18 protein-coding genes and 1 pseudogene are annotated in these 23,549 nt (G+C 67.3%); 13 read left to right on the forward strand and 6 right to left on the reverse strand.

Annotated elements, in window-relative coordinates:
• Positions 1-56 precede the first annotated feature (56 nt).
• Positions 57-1,196: a citrate synthase 2 gene (locus tag OG716_RS28065; RefSeq protein WP_405133630.1), complete on the reverse strand. Its 1,140-nt coding sequence runs from the start codon at positions 1,194-1,196 to the stop codon at positions 57-59.
• A 101-nt stretch (positions 1,197-1,297) separates the two neighbouring features.
• On the opposite strand from OG716_RS28065, the gene pdxH reads away from it, so the two are divergent.
• The 4 genes from pdxH to OG716_RS28085 all read left to right on the forward strand — a co-directional run bounded on the left by pdxH (position 1,298) and on the right by OG716_RS28085 (position 6,963).
• On the forward strand, positions 1,298-2,023 hold the full coding sequence (gene pdxH, locus OG716_RS28070) for a pyridoxamine 5'-phosphate oxidase (RefSeq protein ID WP_405133631.1): 726 nt from the start codon (positions 1,298-1,300) through the stop codon (positions 2,021-2,023).
• A gap of 137 nt (positions 2,024-2,160) precedes the next feature.
• Positions 2,161-3,444 carry an MFS transporter gene (locus tag OG716_RS28075; RefSeq protein ID WP_405133632.1) on the forward strand — a complete coding sequence of 428 codons (1,284 nt, stop codon included), beginning with the start codon at positions 2,161-2,163 and terminating at the stop codon, positions 3,442-3,444.
• A 179-nt stretch (positions 3,445-3,623) separates the two neighbouring features.
• Complete coding sequence (locus OG716_RS28080) at positions 3,624-4,937, forward strand: citrate synthase (protein WP_327143550.1); 1,314 nt, start codon at positions 3,624-3,626, stop codon at positions 4,935-4,937.
• Positions 4,938-5,757: 820 nt separating this feature from the next.
• Positions 5,758-6,963, forward strand: a complete 1,206-nt coding sequence (locus OG716_RS28085; RefSeq protein WP_405133633.1) for a GNAT family N-acetyltransferase — start codon at positions 5,758-5,760, stop codon at positions 6,961-6,963.
• Between the two features lie 78 nt (positions 6,964-7,041).
• Here the strand turns inward: OG716_RS28085 and OG716_RS28090 are convergent, their stop codons facing one another.
• A complete protein-coding gene (locus tag OG716_RS28090) occupies positions 7,042-8,703 on the reverse strand; it encodes a hypothetical protein (protein WP_405133634.1) in 1,662 nt (553 codons plus the stop codon).
• 278 nt (positions 8,704-8,981) lie between these two features.
• On the opposite strand from OG716_RS28090, the gene OG716_RS28095 reads away from it, so the two are divergent.
• Positions 8,982-9,371: a YccF domain-containing protein gene (locus OG716_RS28095; RefSeq protein WP_327146390.1), complete on the forward strand. Its 390-nt coding sequence runs from the start codon at positions 8,982-8,984 to the stop codon at positions 9,369-9,371.
• 40 nt (positions 9,372-9,411) lie between these two features.
• Positions 9,412-11,214: an AMP-binding protein gene (locus OG716_RS28100; RefSeq protein WP_405133635.1), complete on the forward strand. Its 1,803-nt coding sequence runs from the start codon at positions 9,412-9,414 to the stop codon at positions 11,212-11,214.
• Positions 11,215-11,257: 43 nt separating this feature from the next.
• Here OG716_RS28100 and OG716_RS28105 read toward each other — a convergent pair whose 3' ends face one another.
• Positions 11,258-11,695 carry a MarR family transcriptional regulator gene (locus OG716_RS28105; protein WP_355124160.1) on the reverse strand — a complete coding sequence of 146 codons (438 nt, stop codon included), beginning with the start codon at positions 11,693-11,695 and terminating at the stop codon, positions 11,258-11,260.
• Positions 11,696-11,824: 129 nt separating this feature from the next.
• Between OG716_RS28105 and OG716_RS28110 the strand changes: the two genes are divergently transcribed.
• Positions 11,825-12,064: a DUF2530 domain-containing protein gene (locus OG716_RS28110; protein WP_327143546.1), complete on the forward strand. Its 240-nt coding sequence runs from the start codon at positions 11,825-11,827 to the stop codon at positions 12,062-12,064.
• Between the two features lie 90 nt (positions 12,065-12,154).
• Positions 12,155-12,769: a TetR/AcrR family transcriptional regulator gene (locus OG716_RS28115; protein ID WP_327143545.1), complete on the forward strand. Its 615-nt coding sequence runs from the start codon at positions 12,155-12,157 to the stop codon at positions 12,767-12,769.
• 341 nt (positions 12,770-13,110) lie between these two features.
• On the opposite strand, the gene OG716_RS28120 is transcribed toward OG716_RS28115, so the two are convergent.
• Both OG716_RS28120 and OG716_RS28125 read right to left on the reverse strand, forming a co-directional pair.
• Positions 13,111-16,053, reverse strand: coding sequence for a sacsin N-terminal ATP-binding-like domain-containing protein (locus tag OG716_RS28120; RefSeq protein WP_405139948.1), 2,943 nt, complete (start codon positions 16,051-16,053; stop codon positions 13,111-13,113).
• Positions 16,054-17,160: 1,107 nt separating this feature from the next.
• Positions 17,161-17,887, reverse strand: a pseudogene (locus OG716_RS28125) (DUF3027 domain-containing protein); the annotation flags it as partial.
• A gap of 17 nt (positions 17,888-17,904) precedes the next feature.
• Between OG716_RS28125 and OG716_RS28130 the strand changes: the two are divergent.
• From OG716_RS28130 to OG716_RS28140, 3 genes are all read left to right on the forward strand, one after another.
• Complete coding sequence (locus OG716_RS28130) at positions 17,905-18,699, forward strand: glutaminyl-peptide cyclotransferase (protein ID WP_405133636.1); 795 nt, start codon at positions 17,905-17,907, stop codon at positions 18,697-18,699.
• Between the two features lie 624 nt (positions 18,700-19,323).
• On the forward strand, positions 19,324-20,937 hold the full coding sequence (locus tag OG716_RS28135; RefSeq protein ID WP_405139950.1) for an MFS transporter: 1,614 nt from the start codon (positions 19,324-19,326) through the stop codon (positions 20,935-20,937).
• Between the two features lie 16 nt (positions 20,938-20,953).
• Entirely contained in the window at positions 20,954-21,487 is a 534-nt protein-coding gene (locus OG716_RS28140; RefSeq protein WP_405133637.1) for a DUF2771 domain-containing protein, read from the forward strand.
• A gap of 111 nt (positions 21,488-21,598) precedes the next feature.
• Here OG716_RS28140 and OG716_RS28145 read toward each other — a convergent pair whose 3' ends face one another.
• On the reverse strand, positions 21,599-22,030 hold the full coding sequence (locus tag OG716_RS28145; protein ID WP_355124854.1) for a cold-shock protein: 432 nt from the start codon (positions 22,028-22,030) through the stop codon (positions 21,599-21,601).
• A gap of 183 nt (positions 22,031-22,213) precedes the next feature.
• Here OG716_RS28145 and OG716_RS28150 point away from each other — a divergent pair, with 183 nt between their 5' ends.
• Complete coding sequence (locus tag OG716_RS28150) at positions 22,214-22,444, forward strand: hypothetical protein (protein ID WP_355124885.1); 231 nt, start codon at positions 22,214-22,216, stop codon at positions 22,442-22,444.
• Positions 22,445-22,891: 447 nt separating this feature from the next.
• Positions 22,892-23,518, forward strand: coding sequence for a resuscitation-promoting factor Rpf1 domain-containing protein (locus OG716_RS28155; protein WP_327143540.1), 627 nt, complete (start codon positions 22,892-22,894; stop codon positions 23,516-23,518).
• Positions 23,519-23,549: the final 31 nt, after the last annotated feature.

Here is a 23,549-nt window from a genome sequence, read left to right on the forward strand (position 1 = left end):
GAATTCCGTTGCGAGCCGCGAACTGTCTTGGGGCGCTTCCCTATCGGGATGCCTAATTACTTGCGAACGACGGTTTCCCAGCCGGTCACTGCCTCGGGCAGGCGCGGGGCCGGGCCGGTGTAGATGGCGGCCGGGCGGACCAGCTTGCCGAGCTTCTTCTGCTCGAGGATGTGCGCACACCAGCCGGCGGTGCGGCCGCAGGTGAACATGGCGGGCATCATGTGCGCCGGAACCTCGGCGAAATCCAGGATGACGGCGGCCCAGAACTCGACATTGGTCTCGATGGCGCGGTCGGGCCGGCGCTCGCGCAGTTCGGCGAGGGCGGCCTGCTCGAGTGCGGCGGCGACCTCGTAGCGCGGGGCGTCCAGGCGCTGAGCGGTGGCGCGCAGCACGCGGGCACGCGGATCCTCGGCCCGGTACACCCGGTGGCCGAAGCCCATGAGCTTTTCCTTACGGTCCAGGATGCCCTTGACCAGCGCGCGAGCATCACCGGACTGCTCGACCGCTTCGATCATGGGCAGCACGCGGGCCGGGGCGCCGCCGTGCAGCGGGCCGGACATGGCGCCGATGGCGCCGGACAGCGAGGCGGCCACGTCGGCGCCGGTGGAGGCGATGACGCGGGCGGTGAAGGTGGAGGCGTTCATGCCGTGCTCGGCGGCGGACACCCAGTAGGCGTCGATGGCCTCGGTGTGCCTGGGGTCCGGGTCACCCTTCCAGCGGGTCATGAACCGCTCGGTAATGGTGGTGCACTCGTCGATCTTCCGCTGCGGCACGGCGGGCTGGTAGATACCGCGCGCCGACTGGGCGACATAGGACAGCGCCATCACCGAGGCGCGGGCCAGATTGTCGCGGGCGGTGTCGTCGTCGATGTCCAGCAGCGGCTGGTAGCCCCAGATCGGGGCGAGCATGGCCAGGCCGGCCTGCACGTCGACCCGCACGTCGCCGGTGTGGATCGGCAGCGGGAACGGCTCGGCGGGCGGGAGCCCGTGCCCGAATTCGCCGTCCACCAGGAGGGACCAGACGTCGCCGAAGGTGACCCGGTTCGCGACCAGGTCCTCGATATCGACGCCGCGATACCGGAGCGCACCACCGTCCTTGTCCGGTTCGGCGATATCGGTGGTGAATGCCACCACGCCTTCGAGACCGCTGACGAAGTCAGCTGGGATGACAGGGCTGGTCGCAGCGCTGGCAGTCATGTTGTGACTCTCCTTGCAAAGTCGGGCCACCCGATCTTTGGGCAGCCACGCCGTTCATTTAGACCTTAACGCGCGCATTACTCCGGAGTAACGTCTGGCCCATGCCCGACCAGGAGAATTACGCCACTCCCGATCTCGATATCGCGGCCATGCGCGTGGAGTACGGAGTGGACGCCGGAGACAATCATCCGGGCCTGGATACCGACCTCGACGAGAGCTGGCTGGCGGACGGCTGGGAACCGTTGCTGCGCAACTGGATCGAGCACGCGACCAGTGCCGGGATCACCGATTCGAATGCCATGGTGCTGGCCACCGTGGAAATCACCGAATCGGGTCCGAAGCCGTCTTCGCGGACCGTGCTCTGCAAGGGTCTCTCGCCCGAAGGTGTGACTTTTTACACGAATTACGAATCGTTCAAGGGCCGTCAGCTCATGGCGACGCCGTACGCGTCGGCGACTTTCGTCTGGCCGGCGCTGGGCAGGCAGGTGACGGTGCGCGGTCCGGTACGCCGGGTCGCGGCCGAGGTCACCGAGGTCTACTGGCGCTCGCGGCCGCGGGGTTCGCAGCTGGGCGCGTGGGCGTCGCAGCAGTCGCGGACCATCGGTTCGCGGGCCGGGCTGGACGAGCAGTGGGAGGCCACCACCGAGCGGTTCGCCGAGCTGGATGTCGTTCCGGTGCCGCCTTTCTGGGGCGGATTCCAGATTCAGCCGGAGACGGTGGAGTTCTGGCAGGGACGCCGCAGCCGCATGCACAATCGCGTCAAGATGACGCTGGAGCCGGGCACCACCGAGGTTTCGGCGATGAAGGTCGAGCGTTTACAGCCCTGAACAATTCCGCGCGACAGTGCGGATCCGCGCATGTCAGGGCAACGTTAAAACTCGTGGGATAAAACACTCTCAAATGGTGGGATGTTTCTCCCAAATTGCCTAGCCAAGCTGTGTTTAGGCTGGCTAATGTCACCGCGGTGAAGCTGCTCGCCGATATAACCCCCTTACGCAACCCCGACTACCGGCGGCTCTGGACCACCGGCATCGTCACGGTTATCGGCGCGCAGCTCTCGGTGGTCGCGGTACCCAAGCAGCTGTACGACATGACGCACAGCTCCTCCTACGTCGGCCTGGCCGGACTGTTCGGCCTGATCCCGCTCATCGTGTTCGGGCTCTGGGGCGGTGCGCTCGCCGATGTCATGGATCGCCGGAAGATGCTGCTGATCACCAGCACCGGCACCGGCCTGACCTCGGTCGCCTTCTGGGGGCAGGCGGCGGCGGGGCTGAACAATCCGTGGGTGGTGCTGGTGCTGTTCTCGGTGCAGCAGGCCTTCTTCGCGATGAATCAGCCTGCCCGCGCGGCCATCTACCCGCGCCTGCTGCCGCCGGAGCAATTGCCCGCGGCCAATTCGCTGAGCATGACGGTCATGCAGTTCGGCGCGATCGCCGGACCCGTGACGGCGGGCATGCTGATTCCGTTCAGCGGTCTGGCCACGCTGTATCTGATCGATTCGGTCTTCCTGCTCGCCACGCTGTGGGCGATCTGGAAGCTGCCCCCGATCCCGCCCACCGGCACCGCCCGCCGGGCCGGATTGCGCGAGGTGCTGGACGGTTTCGTCTACCTCGCCACGCAGCGAATCCTGTTGGCGTCCTTCGCCGTCGATGTGGTGGCCATGGTCTTCGGCATGCCGCGCGCACTGTTCCCGCAGATCTCCCTGGATACGTTCCCCGGCAGCAATTCCGGCGGCACCGCACTGGGCCTGCTCTTCGCCGCCATGTCGGTGGGCGCGGTGCTCGGCGGCGTCTTCTCGGGCTGGCTGACCCGAATTCGCAGGCAGGGCTTGGCCGTTGTGGTCTGCATCGTGCTGTGGGGCCTCGGCATGGTCGGCTTCGGCCTGGCCGTCGGCGCGGCCGGGCATGCGCTGAGCACCACGGTCGCGCTGTGGATCGCGTTCGCCTGCTTGGCCTTCGGCGGTGCGGTCGATATGTTCTCCGCCGCATTGCGCACCACCATGCTGCAGTCGGTGGCCACCGACGAGATGCGCGGCCGCCTGCAGGGCGTATTCATCGTGGTGGTGGCGGGCGGACCTCGAATCGGTGATGTTGCGCACGGTTTCGCGGCGGCCGCGGTGGGTACTGCTGCCGCAGCGGCGGGCGGCGGTGTCCTGGTGGTACTGGGCATGGTCGTCGCGGCGCTGGTCTTCCCCGCTTTTGTGCGTTATCGGGTGGTACGTGCGCATTCGCAGTTGCAGACCACCTGAGCGCGTTTCATGCCAATAGCACATGAGAGCCTCTAATCTCACCTGGCAGCGAAGTGACTGTGAGGTAGTTATTGGTGACCCTCGTTAGTCGGGCGTACTGGACAGCGGCTAGCGTTGACGCAAGCGCGTCGTCGCCACCCGCCGATGCCTATGGTTTCAAGCCTGAGAGGGATCCTTCCGTGCCCGCTGAGAACATCATCAACGTCGACGACGACGCCAAGCCGGTGCTGACTTACCCCGGCGGCGAGTACCCCATGACGGTCGCCAAGGCGGTCGAGGGAAATGACGGGATAGACCTGGGCAAGCTGCTGGCCAGCACCGGGTACGTCACCTACGACCCGGGTTTCATGAATACCGCGTCGACCAAATCGTCCATCACCTACATCGATGGCGAAGCCGGCATCCTGCGGTACCGCGGCTACCCGATCGAGCAGCTGGCCGGTAAGGCCAGTTTCATCGAGGTCAGCTACCTGCTCATCTACGGTGAGCTGCCGACGCAGGCCCAGCTGGACGATTTCACCGACCGGATCCGCCGGCACACCCTGCTGCACGAGGATCTGAAGCGGTTCTTCGACGGCTTCCCGCGCAATGCGCACCCGATGCCGGTGCTCTCGTCCGCGGTGAACGCGCTGTCGGCGTACTACCAGGATTCGCTGGACCCGCGCGATCCCGAGCAGGTCGAGCTCTCCACCATCCGACTGCTGGCCAAGCTGCCGACCATCGCGGCCTACGCCTACAAGAAGTCGGTCGGCCAGCCGTTCCTGTACCCGGACAACTCGCTGAGCCTGGTCGAGAACTTCCTGCGCATGACCTTCGGCTTCCCGGCCGAACCGTACGAGGTCGATCCCGAGGTCGCCGCCGCGCTGGACATGCTGCTGGTGCTGCACGCCGATCACGAGCAGAACTGCTCCACCTCGACCGTGCGCCTGGTCGGCTCCTCGGACGCCAACCTGTTCACCTCCGTCTCCGGCGGCATCAACGCACTCTGGGGCCCGCTGCACGGCGGCGCCAACCAGGCCGTGCTGGAGATGCTGGACGACATCAAGGCGAACGGCGGCGACGTCAAGGAGTTCATCCGCAAGGTCAAGAACAAGGAAGACGGCGTGAAGCTCATGGGCTTCGGGCACCGCGTCTACCGCAATTACGACCCGCGCGCGACCATCGCCAAGCAGCACGCCGACGCCATCCTGAGCAAGCTCGGCGGCGATGATCAGCTCTTCGATATCGCCAAGGCGCTCGAGGAAGCCGCGCTCACCGATGAGTACTTCATCGAGCGTCGCCTGTACCCGAACGTCGACTTCTACACCGGTGTCGTCTACCGCGCCATGGGCTTCCCGACCCGCATGTTCACCGTGCTGTTCGCCATGGGCCGGCTCCCGGGCTGGATCGCGCACTGGCGGGAAATGCACCGCGAGCCGCTGAAGATCGGCCGTCCGCGCCAGATCTACACCGGTTACGCCGAGCGTGACTACAAGGGCATCTCCGAGCGCTGAGCTCCGCCCCGCAGTACCTGACATCGAACCCGCCTCCGGCACAACGGAGGCGGGTTTCGTCGCTTCGGAAGCCCTTATCGCACAGTGGTTCCCGGCGTTAACGTGGACTGCAAGGTCTTCTTAAGAAGATCGACAGCGACCCCCGGCATTGTTGTTCTCACGAGATCGAAACGATCTCACAGGGAAACGAAAGAGTATGTGCCACAGGCGCATACAGCTGAGAGGGAATAATCATGCTGTACCTGCTCGATGCCGGCTCTTCCATCGCCGCAAATGCCACCGCCGCAATCGGCAATCTCATCAACATCATCATGGCACTCGCTCCGCACTAGTTGATCCGCCGATCGCCGGGACGCCGTCCGGGGGGACGGGGGGTAGCGATACAGCTCGGGGGCGGGGGTTCACATCAAGGGGGATGCCGGGGGCAACAATCCGTCAGCGCTTGTCGGGGGACAGGCGCTGATCAGGGGGAACAGCCGGCCAGGGGGACGAGTCGGTTCGGGGGGACGGGCTCGTTCGGGGGAACAGGCCGGTTCGGGAGACGGGGTAGCAACACACTCGGGGGGCTGGGCACACCGAGCCGGGGGGCTTGGGGGGCGACAGCCGGAGGCTGGTCCGGGGGGCGAGCGCCGGTCCGGGGGGACGTGGGCAGCGTTGCCGGGGGGCGGCGCTGGTCGGGGGCGCGCCAGGTCGGGGGGCCTGGTGTTCGACCGGGGACCAGGGGGCGGGTGGCGCCATCCGAGGGATATCGGGGGCGGGTGGCGCCACACGGAGGGAAAACCGAATGCGCGGGATGCCGGATTCATGGGATGGTCGAACCATGGCATCGACGAATGGCATCATCCTGCGTTCGGCCACCGAGAGCGACTGGCCGGCAATTCTGGAGCTGGCCGAAGTGTGCTTCGGCATGCGCTACGACCAGCCCGAAATCGACAATATTCCGGGTCTGTTCCCCATCGACCGGGCGATCGTCGCGGTCGACGAGGGGCGGATCGTCGGGCATACCGTGGACCGGACCATGACGATCACCGTGCCCGGTGCGGCCACGGTGCAGGCGGCCGGTGTTTCCGCGGTGACGGTCGCGCCCACCCATCGGCGGCGCGGCATTCTGCGCGCGCTCTACACCGCGCAGCACGAGCGCACCGAGGCCGAGGGCGTACCGCTCACCATCTTCACCGCCAGCGAGGGCACCATCTACGGGCGCTTCGGCTACGGCCCGGCCACGGTGGAGAATGCGGTCAGCATCGATCGGGCGCAGGCCGAATTCCGTTCCACCGCACCGGATCCCGGTGGTGTGCAGACCTCCGCCCCGGCCGCGGCGAAGAATCATATCCGCGAGGTGTACGACCGCTGGCGGCGTCTGGTCCCCGGTGGTCAGGCCCGCCCGGACGCCAACTGGAATATCTGGTTCGCCGATCCGGAGCGCCATCGCGAGGGCGCGTCCTCACTGTTCGTGCTCACCCATCCGGACGGCTATGTGCTGTACCGCCGTCAGTGGCGCAATGACGAATCCGTCGCGACCGTCGCGGAGTTCCGCGCGGTCACACCCGAGGCGCATGCCGCACTGTGGCGGGTACTGCTGAGCCTGGACCTGTTGAAGAAGGTGGAGGCGTCACTCACCGACGACGACCCGCTCCCCCTGCTGGTGACCAATCCACGGCTGGTCCGCACCACCGCCCGCTACGACGGACTGTGGGCCCGGGTCATGGATGTACCGGCGGCGCTGTCCGCCCGCACCTACCAGCAGGACCTCGATACCGTACTGGCAGTGCAGGATCCGTTCCGCGATGCGGGCGGCACCTTCGCCCTGCGGGTGCGCGACGGGGTCGCCGAATGCACACCCACCAGCCGTCCGGCCGAACTGGAACTCGGCATCGACGTGCTCGGCAGCCTGTATTTCGGCGCGCACCGGGCCCGAGTCTTCGCCGCCGCCAACCGAATCCAGGCCAAGGACGCGGGAGTGCTACGGGCATTCGACACAGCCTTCACCGCCGAACGCGATCCGGAACTCGGCTGGTTCTTCTGAGCCCGCGCGAATTCCGCTGAGCCCGAAAGACAACGGCGGGGCGGCACCATCGGTGCCGCCCCGCCGTCGGTCGCCGAGCTAGCCGTTCTTCACGCGCAGGGGCCCGCCGATGCTGTTGAACAGCAGATCCCCGTTCGGGAACGCCTCGACGATCGCGTACGCGCCATTGCCGAGATTGGATTGGCCGAAGATGGTGCGGTGCACCGTTTCCCCGGTCTTCCAGTCCAGGCCGGTCAGCTCCCAGCCGTCGGCCTTGGAGTAACCGTTGACGAAGACCATGCCGCCCTCCGTGGAGACCGCCGGAACCATGGAGGTGGAAACCACGTCACCGCGGGTCCACACCGAATTCCACTGGTGCGCCTTGGGATCCCATTCGAAGCGCTGCATACCGTGCGGCGGTTCGTCGACCGGGCCATTGGCGAGTACGTCGACCAGCCGGTCCGGGGAGCCGCCCGCCCCGATGTTCTGCACCACGAACGCGCCGTAGCCGTTCACCACCACGGACTGCTCCGACTGGATGAATTCCGGCGGATTGTCCAGGCCCGCGGTGACCTGGATCTGATCGGCGATCCGGTTGGACTCGGTGTTCGGCTTCTGCTGGAAGCCGTCCGGAATCTTATTGCGCCAGAACGCGACCAGCTTCATATGATCGGAGCCGTCGGTGATCACCACCAGCTCGTCGGTACCGCTGCCGTAGCCCATGAGCGTCGGGGTGGATCCGGTGCCGATGCCGAATTTCACCGCCGGGGGCTGCCGTCCGAAGTCGTACGGTGAGGCCCACGCGCCATCGCCCTCATCTGTCGAGAGCTTGTCGTTCTTCCACACCGCCTTGCGCATGATCTTGTCGGAGGCGAAGTAGATGCCGCCGTCCGGATCCACGGCCATGGAGTTGGAGACGGTTTCGTCGTCGCCGATGCGGATCTGCTGCGGATCGCCGGTGAGATCCCGGTTCAGCACGTACAGCGCGCGTGAGGCAAGCACCACCAGGTGCCCGTCATAGGTCATATCGGCGCCGACGATCGTCTCGGGAATGCCGAGCGTCGTCATGGCCGTGGACAGCAGGGGCTTGAAGTCCTTCTGCGCGATGATCTCGATGCCGTCGGCGGGCTGATCCTTGTTCTTCAGGCCGAAGACGATGAGTTCCGCGTTCTGGTTCAGGAAGTAGAAATGATTGTCCTTGTCCACCATGGCGTACACGCCGTTGGCGATGCGCTGCCAGTTGGCGCCGCCCCAGTCCTGCGCGATCGCGGCCTGGATCTGCCCGGTATCGGTGAACTGCTGGTTCAGCACCTGGTCCAGCTGCTGCGGCGAAATCGGTTGCACGCCGGGCGCATCCAGTGACGCGACTTCCTTGAAGCCGCCGCCCGACACGTCCACATAGCGCGGGCCGGAGGTGGAGGAGATCCACATGTAGTCCGGCGACGGCGAGGCCAGGGTCATGATGCTGACCGGGCCGGTCGGAACGCGCGGCAGCTGCGCGGGGTCGACATGGAAGGTGCCGCGCGGCACCGCGGCCGGAAAGCTGTCGGACTGGGCCGGGTCGATATGGGTGACCGCGAATTTCTCGGCGGCCAGGTACGGATTGCGTGCGGGGCCGGAACCCGCCGCGCTCGCCGCGCCGGAGGTGGTCGAGGCGCTTCCGGAATTCGATGAACTGTCACTGCTGCACGCGGAAAGCGTGCCGGCCGCGACGAGTGCCAGTGCGGCGGCTCCCGCCTGCCAGCGCAATAGTTTGCCCATAGTGTGCTCCTACCTGCGCAAGCATTCGGCACTCGCGCCTCAGGGTGCTACCGGAACTTGAATCTTCAATGCCGAGAGCCTGAAATAGGCAATCTCGAGTCGCCAGGAGCCACTCGAGATCATTAGCGGGATATTAGCAATAATGGATTCCAGAAGCGGACGATTCGGACAGCGCGCTGCGAATCCCGCATACCCTGAGCGGTACCCCCACCCATAAGTCAGGGTTCTCCCCGTGGTGGGCACCCCCGCGACGCTGGCATGCTGGAAGAGTGAAACCGATCCAGCTGATTCTGAACGTCCTGTGGCTCGTCCTGGTCGGATTCTGGATGGCCGTGGGTTATGTGATCGCCGGGCTCATCTGCTGCGTGCTGATCGTGACCATTCCCTGGGGCATCGCCTCGTTCCGCATCGCCTCGTTCGTGCTCTTCCCGTTCGGGCGGGAGGCGGTCGAGAAGCCGGGTGCGGGGGTGGCGTCGATGCTCGGCAATGTCATCTGGATCATCGTGGCCGGCTGGTGGCTGGCGCTCGGGCATCTGTTCACCAGCATTGCCCTGGCCATCACCATTATCGGAATCCCGTTCGCCTGGGCCAACCTCAAGCTGATCCCGATCTCGCTGATGCCGCTCGGCCGCGAAATCGTTCCCAGTGACCGGGCTTTCGGCGCCTGAACCCGCTCCGGCGCGGCAGCGTCCGAGGCAGAGTGTTGTCATGCACGACAATTCGCCCAGGCAAGACAATCCGCTGCCCAGGCAAGACAATCCGCTGTGGGCGTCCGGCCCCGAGATCCCGCGGCTCACACCCGCCGAGGTCGCCGAACGCGGTCTGACCTTCGCCGATCTGCTGCTGCTTCGCGAGCACGACGAACATCCGGGGCTGCGGTTCGAGGACTCGGTCTGGACCTGGGGCGAGGTGGTGCGCGAATGCGCCGCCCGCGCCGCGGTGCTCGGCGCGCTGCGCCGCCCGGACCACCCCTTCCACCTCGGGGTCCTGCTGGAGAATGTGCCCGAGTACATCTTCCTGCTCGGTGCGGCCGCCCTGTCGGGTGCGACGCTGATCGGCATCAATCCGACCCGGCGGGGCGGCGAGCTGGCCGCCGATATTCGCGGCGTGGACTGCGATCTGATCCTCACCGATGCGCAGCAGCGGGACCTGCTCGCCGATCTGGCCACCGGAGTGGACGCGGACCGCATCCTGGCCGTTGATGAACCCGAGTGGCTCGAACGTCTTTCCGCAGCAGCCACCCATTCTGTGCGGGTCGCGCCCGAGACTTCTGTGCGGGTCGCGCCCGAGACTTCTGTGCGGGTCGCGCCCGAGGCGCGGGAGCGCTCCACCCGGCTGCTGCTGACCTTCACCTCCGGCTCCACCGGCGCCCCGAAGGCCGTGATCTGCACGACCGGGCGGCTGGCGGCGCTCGGCGCCATGAACCACTGTTCGCTGACCCGCGACGATGTCACCTACAACGCCATGCCGCTGTTCCACGGCAATGCGATCATGGCGTGCTGGGCGCCGTCGGTGTTCACCGGCGCGACCTTCACCATGCGCCGCCGCTTCTCGGTCTCCGGATTCCTGCCCGATATCCGCCGGTTCGGGGCCACCTATTTCAACTATGTCGGCCGGTCGCTGGCCTATCTGCTGGCCGCCCCGGAATCGCCGCTGGAGCGGGATACCAAGCTGCGCATCGCCTTCGGGACCGAGGCCGCGCCGCGCGACCGGGACGAGTTCGCGCGGCGATTCGGGGTGCGGCCGGTGGAGAGCTACGGGTCGAGCGAGGGTGGGGTGGTGATTCGGCTGACGCCGGACTCACCGCCGAATTCGCTCGGCCGCGCGCCCGAGTTCATGAATATCGAAATTCACGACGAGCACGGAAAGCAGTGTCCACGTGCGTATTTCAATGAGCACGGTGCGCTGGTCAATGCCGCGGAGGCGATCGGCGAGATCGTGAACATCACGGGCGCGGCCATGTTCGAGGGCTACTACCGCAATGAGCAGGCGAGTGCGGAGCGCATCGACGGCGAGATCTTCCGCACCGGCGATCTCGGTTATCAGGACGAGGCCGGATTCTTCTACTTCGCCGGACGTTCCAGCGATCGCATCCGGGTGGACAGCGAGAACTTCTCGTCCGCACCGGTGGAGCGGATTCTGGCGCGCTTCCCGGGCGTGAAACTGGCGGCGGTGTACCCGGTTCCGGACCCGCGCACCGGCGATCAGGTGATGGCCACCCTGGAACTCGATGCGGGGGCGGAGTTCGATCCGTCGGAGTTCGGCCGATTCCTGGCCCGGCAAAGCGATCTCGGCACCAAGTGGGCGCCGCGGTTCGTGCGGATCACCGCCGCGCTGCCGGTCACCGCCACCCGGAAGATCGACAAGCCCGCGCTGCGCCGCGAGTCCTGGCTGGCGGACGATCCGATCTACCTCGGCACGGGGAAAACGCCGGAGTACCAACGCCTGACGCCGCTGCTGCGGGCGGAACTGACGGACGAATACGCGCTGTACGGCCGCTCGCCGAATTGATGCGGGCCCGAGAGACTGACGCGGACCCGAGAGCCGTTCCGCGCTACTCGGATTCGTCGACGATCTGCTTCATGATGGCGACGGCCTGGCTCAGTACCGACAGCTGGTCCGAGGTCAGACCCGAAAGCTGTTCGGTCATCCAGGCTTCGCGTGCGTGGTTCTCGTCGGCGACGAGGGCACGGCCGGACTCCGAGAGCGACACGATGATCTGCCGGCCGTCGGTGGGATGCGGATTGCGCACCACCAGAGCCATTTCCGACAGGGAGGCGATCACCCGGGTCATGGACGGCGGTTGCACCCGCTCCTTCGCGGCCAGCGTGCCCGGCGTCATGGCGCCGTCACGATTGAGGGTGGCGAGGGCGGAGAGCTGAGTCAGCGAAATCTGAGCATCGGCGCGCCTACCTCGCAGATGTCGCGTCAAGCGCACCACCGCCAGCGACAGTTCACCGGCGAGCGCTCGAATATCGGAAGGCGTTGTCACAGAGCCAAACGATACGTGACACCTCGCGCCGGGGACGGCGGTTCAGTATCAGACCCCCGCCACCAGGGGCGGACCCACCGGTACGCGCCCTGTCCCCCACCCGGGCCCGGCACCTTCTACTCTGGAGACGTGACCCAGCCCGTGCCGGAGATTCCCCCGCGCTTCACCGATCCGCGTCCGGTGCTGGCCATCGGCAGCATCGGCTTCCTGATCGCCACCATCGCCGTCTGGCTGAATGACAGCTGGGCGACCTCCCGCCCGGTTTGTCTGATGGGTCTGGGTGTCGGATTGCTCGGCTACACCCTCTTCGCAATCCAGCGCCGGGGCGCCCGTCGTGGCGACAAAGGCGCACAACTCGGGCTCGACTAACCCCCGGACGAGCGTCCAGCAGAAAATTTCCGACCGTGCGAATTGACTGCACGCGTTGCGGACGCTTAACTCCCTGGAGTGTCCTCCCGATTGAGCGTCGAAGAACGACGGGCCCACCTTATCGAGGCGGCCATCGGCCTTGCCGAAAAAAAGGGCGTGGCAGGAGTTACCACGCGCGATGTTGCTCAGGCAGCCGGTGTTTCGCTCGGTGTGGTGCATTACTGTTTCGAAAACAAGGACCAGCTGATGACAGAGCTGGTCAAGGCGCTTTCGATGGAATTGCGAGATTCCGTTGACGCCAACGAAGCAGTATGGCAAGACGTCGGAACTGGAAAAGAAGCACTTCAAAGATTGGTGCGCGCGGCACTCGAACTCATGTGGCTCAATGTCGAAGCCACTCCCGAACGCCAACTACTCACCTACGAAACAACCACCTACGCACTACGCGAAGGCGAAGTAACTCCGGCAAAACTCGCGATTGCTCGCGAGCAGTACATGTTCAACGACTCCACCCTTGCCGACATCGTCGAGCATGCGCGTGAAGCCACGTCGACGCAGTGGTCCATCCCCGTCGGCACGCTCAGCCGCTTCATTCTCGCCACCATCGACGGCGTCGTGCTCCGCTGGCTCGTCGACAACGACAGTGCCGCCGTCCGTGAGCAATTGGATGTTCTCGCCACCATGGTGTGCTCCTACGCCAGCTGATCCACCCGGCGGCAATTCCCGGCAATACCAACACGTTCGGCGCGAGCATCCCCGATGGGTGCCCGCGCCGAACGCATTTCGGTGTGCTCCCCCGGCGGGACAGACCAACCATCGGCGCCGCGGGACAGACCAATCGTCGGCCCAGCGCGACAGAGCAATCGGCCGCCCGGCACGGCAGACCACCCGTTAGCCCGGCACGGCAGACTTCCCGTTGGCCCGGCACGGCAGACTTCCCGTTGGCCCGCGCGTTTTTGGCCGGAATCCATGGTGACCCAATGGGTCACCATGGATTCCGGCCAAGCGCGTGCCGGGGTGACGGAGGCTACGGCGGGGTCGCGGGGTCAGGCGTGCGGTACCGCGATGTGCGGGTGTGCTTGGACGTGGGTGACGTCGCCTTCGCGCCACCAGGCGACTGCGACGGTGGCTTCGACTGCGCCGGTGAGGCGGACTCGGAGTTCGTCGTGGATGACGAGTTCGCCTGTGCGCGTAGGGGAACCGAACTGCAGGCGGAGCAGGACGCCGAGCGGTTCGGCGGCCCAGGTGGTGCGGCGGCCGCTGCTGAGGATCTCGGCGGTGACCGCCTGCGAGGCCAGGGGGAGATCGAGCAGGGCCGCCAGGGAGGGGGCGGTTTCGATATCGCCGACTATCAGGCGGTCGGCGGGCAGGGCGGGGCCGAACCAGGGCTGGTCCAGGACCAGGGCGTCGGCGGCGTCGATGACCGCTCCGGTCAGGGCGCGGACCCTGTCGGGTGCGTCCAGGTCCGCGACCTCCAGGATGCCGTCGGCGAGGCCCTCGGCGAGGCGGCGGTGGGTTTGTGAAATCGCCTCGGGGACAGGGATTCTCGTTGGATCAGCGAGCGCGTCCATGAGTTCCTCTGCCAGCTCGGCGGACATCACCTCCGGATCGGCCAGGACCGCGCGCAGCACCCGCAGGTCGTGGGCGCCGAAGCCGGGTATCACCGGGAGCAGACCGTCGAAGGTCGTATCGTCGGGATGCCGCATACGGCCGAGCGCGATGCCGTCGATATGCGCGTGCCGGCGCAACCACCATGCGGTGTAGCCGTCACGGTCGCCGAGCAGCGGGCGGGTGTTCTCGTCGGACAGCAAGAGCTGCAGGGCTTCCGGCCATTTGTCGTCGTCGACCAGATCGAGGTCGCGGACGGCGCGCAGCTCGCGCGGATCGTCGGCGAGGCGGTCCCACCAGGATTCCTCATCGTCGAGATGATGGTCCGGGCCCGTCGGATCCGATTCGGTGACCACGGTGAAACTCCAGCCGACACCGATGGCGCGCAAGGCTTCCGGGCCGTACTGCTCGACCTCTTCGGCGGCGACGGTGCCCAGGGGCGACTCCGCGTCCAGCAGCGGGCCCAGCGGCGCGCCCGGGAGCAGGAGTTCATCGGCAGGCTGCAATTCGCCCGTGCTGTCCGGCAATTCGAGCGAACCGAGCCAGGACGGCAGCGCGCCCGGCACGGATACCGCATACGCGGCCAGCCCCAGTACCGCCTCGACGGTATCGGGATCGCTCGGGTCGTCCTCCAGCTGCGCCTGCAGCGCCGGATCGTTCAGCAGGTCCTCCGGCGTGGCAGCGCGCGCTCCCAGCCGCCCCAGCAGCTCGTGTGCGGCCTCCGGATGGGCCAGCCGCGCCCAGTGCACCGGAATCGGCGAGCGCAGCTGATCGTCCAGCACGACCGTGCGCGGACCGGTCACCACCCGGCCGTCGGCCAGCGGCACCGCGAGGGCGCCCAGCTCCTCCACCGACAGTGGATCGAGGACGAACGGCTCCAGGGCGTCGTACAGCGAATACCACCACTGCGGTGCGCGTTCCAGGCTGCTCGACAACTCCGCTATCCGGGCCAGCCCGAGCCGATGCACATCCAGCGCGGCCAGGGCATCGGAACCCGCGCGCCCGGACAACTCCGGAATCACCAGCGGTCCCACGATTTCGGTGAGCAGTGCCGCCAATTCCGTTGTGACGCCGGGGAACACACTCACCCGGCTGGGCCGCTCGATCGAGAGGGCGGTCCGCACCGCGGATCCGGCCCCGTTACGCGCCGCACCGAACAGCAGGTCGTCGTCGAGCAGATCGTCCGAATCACTCGGGCGGCCGGCGTCGGGTGCGGATTCGGCGGCACTGCCGGGCTCGTGCGCGGGGTCCGGCTCGTGCGCGGGATCCGCCGCGAGGGCCAGGTCGGCGGCGAGGACGGGGTCGGTGGCCGGCGCTTCGTCCGAGGTGCTCAGGACCGGGAGCCAAGGATGTTCGCGGAGTTCGGCGACCAGGGCCTCGCGCAGCAGGCTGTCGGCCTCGCTGCGGGCGAAGGCCGGGGCGGGCACCAGCACGAGGCGGTCGATCGGCGGCAGGGCGCGGGCGAAATCCGCGTAGCCGGCGGCCAGGTCGGCGATGCGGGCGCCGGGCAGCAGGCGGCGGCGGTCCGGCTGCATGGCGATATCGGCGATGAGCAGCGCAGGCAGCGACAGCTCCTCGTCCGACCGGGTGGGCGCGCGCAGCACATCGGGGGTGGTCACGACCGGGCGGCCACCCCGCACCGGCAGCAGCCAGCGGGCATGCTCGGTCCGGTACTGCCACCAGCGGCGGTCCTCGGCCTCGGGGCCGGCGATGCGGACTTCCTGAATACCGTTCTCGAGTTCGGTTACCGCACTGGATATTTCCTGGTCACCGATTCGAATGTGATGCAGTGCAGGCAGTTCCAGCAGCAGATCCACCGCCTCCGCCCGCATGGCCGTGAGCAGTCCGACGGTGTCGATATCCGCACGCAGCGTGAGCACGACCTCACTGTCGAATCCGTCGACCGGTCGCTCCTCGATCGGCCACGCCAGCCGCAGTGCGGGCGGCGCGAATTCGCCTTCGACATCGGGGATCGCGATCCCCTCCGTCCCGAGCAGCGCACGCGTCTCGGCCCGTGAGAATCGCACCGATCCACCGCGGGAACGGAATTCGATCTCATCCGCCACCGCCAGCACCGCGGTGAACCCCACGCCGAACCGTCCCACGGAGGCGTCGGCGCCGCCCTTCGCGGACGCACGCAGCGCCGTCAGCGCGTGCACACCCGAAATATCCAGCTCCACACCGGTATTCGCGATATGCAGCGCACGCCCCTCGAGCCACACCGCGATCCGCCCGGCCACACCGGCCTTGGCCGCGGCATCCGCCGCATTCTGCGCCAATTCCGTCAGCAGCCGGTCGCGATATCCGGACCGCACCAGATCCGCCTCGGTGGCCGCATCCTCCCGCAACCGGGTGGGCGACCCTCGCCACGCCGCGACCACCCCCGCCCGCAGCGCTGCGGTATCGAACGGATCCCCCACTCCCAGACCGCCGTTCAACCCACGCACCCCTTCCACTCATCAACACCGGCACGGCGTGCACCGCCGTCCGTGTACCGCACGCGAACAGCACACAGTAGGCGCGTTACCCGGGGGCAGACCCCGATCGCGTCGCTACCGCAAGATTTTCCACACCGGCCGCAGCACACCGTGCCCAGACCCGACTTGCTCGAGAGCATCGGACGCCGAAGAAACCGCGCATCGGCGGAACTCGTCTGCTTCCGGGCACTGCAGCTGGACCGATTACCGGCGCGTCCGGACTCGGAACGCCGTGCAGCCACGGGTTTTCCGAACCGTCGGCGCCCGCCGGGCAACGACCGGACTCCCGGTCGCGCGGCGGCTCTCGCCCGGTCGGCACGAGTCGCCGAGCTCACGGCGGCGACGTTCGAGGTCCCGGACGCGAACCTCAGTGGGACTCCGGCGCTCCGGCGTCGCCCGGCTGTGCCGCACCGGTTTCGGAGTCGACGCGGACCGCGCTGACGCCCCAGGCGTCATCGACTTCCGCATCCGGATCGGCGACCTCGAAGAGGGCAGAGGGACCATCGGCCGACTCCACCGGTACCACATCGGCGTTCACATCACCGGCCACGGAGACGGAGTCCGCGACGACATCGACGGCCGCGGCATCGGCGATATCGGCCTCATCACCCTCGTAGCCGGCCGAATCACCCTCGGCATCAACATCATTCAACGCCGTTCCCACACCGGCGGGCGTATCGCTCGGGTCGGTGGCGGGCTCGATGCTCACCTCGGCGGCGTACTCGGCGCCCGCCTCGGTTCCGGGCGGAATGCTCACCGCGGCCGCAGGCTCGATACCCACCTCGGACACCGGTTCGCCGTTGGCGTCGACCGTTGTTTCGGCGTCGGCGTCTACCTTGGATTCGTCGTTCAGATCAGTCACGAGCTCGACTTCCGCATCAGCCACGAGCCCGACATTCGTGTCGGCCGTGGACGTTTCATTACTCTCGGCTGCGGATTCGGTTTCGCGGGAAGCGCTTTCGATGGCTGCGAGCTGCTCCCGGGTACGGAATTCCGATTCGGGAACGATATCGAACGCGGCGTCGTCGTAGGCCTCGAAGGCCGGGGATCCGGCGCCCGTGGGGAGTTCGGTGTCCGAGTGCGCGCCGCAACCGTATTCGCGGTGCACCACATGCCCGTCCGCGCCCATGGCATTGGCGCAGACGCCGAATCCGGCGCGCAGAGCCCCGGCCAGCGGCACGAAGAAGCCACAGACACCGCAGGCGGCGGGCGCCGCCCGGGCCATATCGGTATCGGGCCCGAATTCGGAGAACCAGCGGTCGGCCGCGTCCTCCCGGCCTTCGCGGCTCAGCACCCGGCTGCGGCCCAGACCGAGTTCGAGCGCGACCTCGTCGACGACCGGATCGCCGGTGATCAGATACCCGGGCACCAGGCGCGGATCGTCCTGCAGCGGGGCCAGCAGGTCGCCGGGTCCAAGGTCGCCGGGGCGAATGCGCTGATCCCACGGCAGGAAGTCGGGCGCGACGAGTGCGTCCGGACCGGGTAGCAGCGCCGATTCGCTCACCGTGACATGGGTGGCCTCGGGTGGGGCGGCGACGACCACCGCCCACTGCCAGCCCCGATAGCCCGGCAGGGTGGCCTCGAAGTGATGGGTGGCCGCCGAATCGTCCTCGGTGGTCACGCCCAGATGCATGCCGACGCCGAACGGCTCCAACTCCAAGAGCGCACGGCGAGCCAGGTCGACCGCCTCCGCCAGGATCGGCCGTACAACGGACTCCGAAACTCCAACCGCGCTCACGCCCTACATTTTGCCGTATGGAGCGCAAACGCCGTGCACCGGTAGCGGCCGTCCCCCTTGCACTGTCCACTGTCGTGTGCCTGGCCGCCGCAATGTCCGCCTGCAGCAGCCCGGACGACACGCCGCAGCTGCGTGTCGAAGTCGTCGCGACGCGCGCGCACGACACCGCCGCCTTCACCGAGGGCCTGGAGGCGGACGGCGACACGCTCTACGAGAGCACCGGACTTTCCGGACAGTCCTTCGTCCGCGCGAGCAAGCTGTCCGACGGCAGTGAGCTGGCCCGCGCCGACCTACCGGCCCCCCTGTTCGGCGAGGGCATCACCCGCGCCGGAAACGTGCTCTGGCAAATCACCTATCAGGACCACATCGCCTTCGCCCGCGATCCGGAAACCCTGACCGAGCTGCGCCGCACCGGTTTCGACGGCGAGGGCTGGGGCCTGTGCACCCGCGACAGCCGAATTCTCATGAGCAATGGTTCGAGCACCCTCACCTTCCGCGACCCGCAGACCTTCGCCCCCACCGGGACGATCAGCCTCACCAGCCGCACGGGCACTCGCCTCAACGAACTGGATTGCGCCCCCGACGGTTCCGTCTACGCCAACGCCTGGCCGACCGACACCATCCTGCACATCAACCCCGAAACCGGCGCTGTACTGGGCGTTATCGACGCCTCCGGCCTCCTCCCCAAGGGCTCCCGCACCCCCGACACCGACGTCCTCAACGGCATCACCCACCTCCCCGGCACCGACTATTTCCTGCTCACCGGCAAGAAATGGCCGTATACCTTCGAAGTCCGCTTCGTCCCGTCCTGAGCAGCTGCCGCGCCGCGCACGAACAGCAGCAGATTTCGTGCGCGGGGCGGGAAATCCTGCGCGTGAAGCGGCTCTCACCCCCAGGTGCAGCGCGCGATGTGGCGGCGCACACCTGCGGTAGTGGAGCCGGCATTCTCCGACACTGCAAGAATTGGGGGCGTGACAACTCCCCGGGACTCAGGCGCCGACTCCGGTCGGTGGTGGGACGAGGAGTCTCCGCTCATCGAACGGCATCCGGGATTCGACCGATATCCGCCGGCCAACACCGCGTCGCGCGGGGGCCGGGGCAAGGAGCCGGAGGTACCGGAGTTCCTGGCCGGGCACCAGCCCGCGCATCCGGTGGACCCGCCGCACGCCTCGGAAGGGCAAGAGCCGAGCCGTACTTCGCGCTGGACCCGGCGCCGCCGGCCGGACCCGTCGCCACCGGCCCGCGCCGAGGCTCCGCCCACCAGTCCGGTGTCCTCTGACCACCCCTCCGGGCCGCAGAGCGCGCCGACCACCGAGTTCCTCGGCCCGCCCCCATCGGGAGCCGCCGGACCGCGCCCGGGTCCGCCGACCGCCCGGTATGACACACCGCCCCCCGCGCCCTCGGACGCACCGTCGCGAGCCCGACATGGCGCACCGCTGCCCGCGCGCTCCGGCACACCGCGACCCGAGCTGTCCGACCCGCACACGATCGCGCGGCCTAACACGCAGCCGCCTACTCCGTACGAGGAGTCGGGGCATACCGGCAATCCGGAAACGACTCGCCCGCTGACACATTCGCATGATCTGGGTGCGGAGCAGGCGGACGTGCCGACTCCGGGCCTGCACAACCCACCGAAGAAGCTGACCGTCACCCGGGTGGCGGTGCGGCGCAGCCGGGAGCTCACCGAGCGCGGTTTCGCGACATTCCAGCGCGCGGCCAAGGCCGACGGCGCGGAGGAATCCGGTCTGACCGCACTGGTTTACGCCACCATGGCCAATTTCGCGACGGATGCCGCGGTCGCGGTGGCGCTGGCGAACACGCTGTTCTTCGCCAGTGCCACCGCGGAATCCAAGACCAAGGTCGCGCTGTATCTGCTGATCACCATTGCTCCGTTCGCGGTGATCGCACCGCTGATCGGCCCGGCGCTCGATCGCTTGCAGCGGGGCCGCCGCCTCGCACTGGCGGGTTCATTCGCTGTGCGCGTGCTGGTGGCTATCCTGTTGATCTTCAACGTGAGCGGCTGGCCGCTCTATCCACTCGCGTTGTGCATGATGATTCTCAGTAAGTCGTTCTCGGTGCTGAAGAGTGCGGTGACTCCACGCGTACTACCGCCGGGAATCGACCTGGTGCGCACCAACTCCCGGCTCACCGTCTTCGGCCTGGTCGGCGGCACCCTCGGGGCCGGCGCCATCGCGGGTCTCATCGCTTTCGTCGCGCATTCGGCGGGCGCGCTGGCCTTTGCCGCGGTGCTGGCCGGCGCGGGTTGCTATCTGAGCCTGAAGATTCCGTCGTGGGTGGAAGTCACCGAGGGCGAAGTTCCGGCAACCATCACCTATCACGGCGATGATTCGCACACCGAGGTCCTGGACGCCAAGCTTGCCGCAGAGGTACAGGCGAGCCGCCGCCGCCAGCCACTGGGCCGGGCCGTGGTCACGGGCCTGTGGGGCAATGGCACGGTCCGAATACTGACCGGATTCCTTACCTTCTACGTGCCTTTCGTCGCCAAATCCACCGAGCACCGGCCGGCCCAACTGGGCGTCATGCTCGGCATCGTCGGCGCGAGTGCGGCCATCGGCAACTTCGCAGGCAATGCCACGGGCGCCCGCATGAAGCTGGGCCGCCCGACCCAGCTCGTCCTGGTCTGCACCCTCGCCTGCGTCGCGGCGGGTGCGATGGCGGCGTTCCTGGACAGCCTGATGGGCGCGGCCATCGCGACCGTGGTGGCCTCGGGCGCAAGCGCTTTGGCGAAGGTGTCACTGGACGCCTCCATCCAGGACGACCTCCCCGCCGAATCCATCGCCTCGGGCTTCGGCCGCTCCGAAACGGTCCTGCAGCTGTCCTGGGTGATCGGCGGTTCGATGGGCGTCCTGCTGCCGACCGACTGGTGGATCGGTTTCGCTGCGGTCACGGCGGTCATGGCGCTGGGGCTGGCCCAAACGGTGGTCAGCTACCGTGGTCATTCGCTGCTGCCCGGTTTGGGCGGCAACCGACCGCAGCACGCGCAGCAGGAGATTCCCGGTGCTCACGGCACCGCGGAGCCCACCCCGTGAGGACAGGAAACCAACGGTGAGCAAACCCAGCACCCGCACGATCGTCGCTCTGCTGGCAGCGACCCTGCTCGCGGTGGGGGTGGCCTATATCGCCGTCATCGTGGTGCTGGCGCGCAATACCGACAAGCCGCAGCCGCAGATCACCGCCTATGCGCACGGTAAGACGGTGAGCGTGACGCCGTACCTGTACTGCGACGTCCATATCGAGGACAACAAACTCGATCTGCGCAATTGCGATAACAGCCAGCACATCGCGGAACTGACTGTGCCGGCCGGTTATCCGCTGCAATTGTCGCTGCCCAAGGAGATCGCGGACGCGCCCTGGCAGATGGTGCTGGTGTACCAGTTGCCCGGCGGGCAGGACGCCCAGCGCCTGGCCACGCATCGCGATTTCCCGCAGGACGCCCGCGCCATCACCGTGCCGACACCGACGGACCCGCGCCTGCAATTGACGGGTATCGAACTGCAGCTGCCCATTCCGGCCCGGGACGAGAGCGGCCAGGAGGGCTACGTCACCTCCGCGCGCTGGGCGATCCACACCGCAGCCTGAAAACCTGTGCCGCCCACACACTTCTGAAATGCAGCGGGCCTCGATGAGCATCAGCTCATCGGGGCCCGTCGGCTTTTCGGTCTTCGGCCTACCGGCGCTTCGGTCTTCGACCTAGTGGTCGAGCTCCCGCGCGACGCCGCGCACCACCTCGGCGATGCGCTGGGCGAGCTTGCGGTCGGGATACCGGCCGACCCGCAGATCGGGCTGCACCTTGGTGTCGAGGAGCGTGATCATGTCCTCGATGAGGCCGTGCAGCTCATCGGTGGTCTTGCGGTTGATCGGGGCCTCGCCGCCGCGCCCGCGACGTTCGCCGCGCTCACGCTCCGGCCCACGGACCGTGGGAGTTTCGAGCAGTTTGAGGCTCAGCGCCTGGGGACCGCGACGACCCGCCGCCATTCCGAATTCGACCCGCTGCCCGGGCTTGAGCGCGTCGACGCCCTCGGGCAACGCCGACGATCGAACATAGACGTCCTCACCCTCATCCTGGGAAAGGAAGCCGAAGCCCTTTTCGACGTCGTACCACTTCACCTTGCCGGTCGGCACTGCGCTCACCTGTTCGTCATTCGATGCCCGGGCACGCCGGGCACAGTCTTGATCAACGGACCGAATCGTCCGCAACCTGTCGGATCTGCGAAAAAACGCGCCCCACAGCTATGGCAGGACGCGATGCTCTACGAGTCTACCCCGGTGTGAATAGGCCGGGCACCTCAGTTTTACGGTCTTCACGTGTCCGACTCTTCCTCGAAGCAGGCTCCGCGCAGGTCCGGAAGCTGGCTGCTGTATTTCGCCATGGCTTTGTTCGCGGTGGGATTGCTGGCAATTGTGGCAATCTTCGGCGTCGGCCTGCTCTCCGATTCCAAGCCGGGGCTGTGGCTGTATCTGCTCGCCATGGCAGCGCCCCTCGGTTTCCTGCTGGCGATCGTATTCGCCCTGTGGTCGGGCCGCCGCGCGCGCTGACCGCGATGCCGCGCGTACTGACGCACCGGTGCGCGACACGGGTGCCGCGACACGACCGATTGCCCCGTTCGTTACCCAACTATGCATGTGATCCTGGTCACATAACGGAACGGTCACAGGCGTGCAACGGACCGCTACAAAGTGAGACTCGCCGCGATCACCTGCGCAGACGATATGCGGAACCCCTTGCGCCGGATAGTGACCCGGACAGACACGGCGGTTACCAAATGGAGACTTTTCACGGCGATCGTCGTAGTGTTCCCTTCCAGTCGGGTCAGCCCGGCGCCACCGGCCCGCCGCACAAAACCTCACCCCGCGGGCACGGACCCCCAACTGGAATCAGGGGTGAGGGCGAGGACAGCGCGCACTAGCGCGCCGGAACGGACGACCTCTCAGTTCGTCGCCGGTAGTCGGTCCCGCAAGTGCGTACGAGAGGAAAACCCGAACATGAGTGGACGCCATCGCAAGCCGAGTAACACCGGTCGCACGGTCGCCAAGGTTGCCCTGACGGGCATCGCCCTCGGTGGAGCCGGTGTGGCCCTGGCCGGTAACGCCAGCGCGGCACCCGACTCCGACTGGGACAAGCTCGCTCAGTGCGAAGCCGGCGGTAACTGGGGCATCAACACCGGCAACGGTTTCCAGGGCGGACTGCAGTTCTCGCCGAGCACCTGGACCGCGCACGGCGGTGGCGAATACGCCCCCAGCGCCAACCAGGCCACCCGCGAGCAGCAGATCACCGTCGCCGAGAAGGTGCTCGCCACGCAGGGCTGGGGCGCATGGCCCTCCTGCTCCTCGAGCCTCGGCCTCCACAGCCAGGCCAGCGACCGTCCCGCCGTCGCCTCGCAGGACGCGCCGCGCTGGAACCCGGGCCAGGCGCCCGCGCAGCAAGCCGCAGACGGCAGCCAGCAGGTCTACCAGGCTGTCGATCGCGCCGTGCAGGTTGTCGAGCAGCAGGGCATCCAGGTCCCGCAGCCGGTGCTCGACTTCCTGAATGTGAGCAAGGCCAACAACACTCAGCTCGATCCGTCCATCGTGAACTTCTTCCAGGCGAACAAGGGTCTGCTCCCCAACTGAGCCACTCCCCCGTTCGCGCACATACGCCCCG

The sequence above is a fragment of the Nocardia sp. NBC_01388 genome (assembly GCF_045040085.1).
GTDB lineage: Bacteria > Actinomycetota > Actinomycetes > Mycobacteriales > Mycobacteriaceae > Nocardia.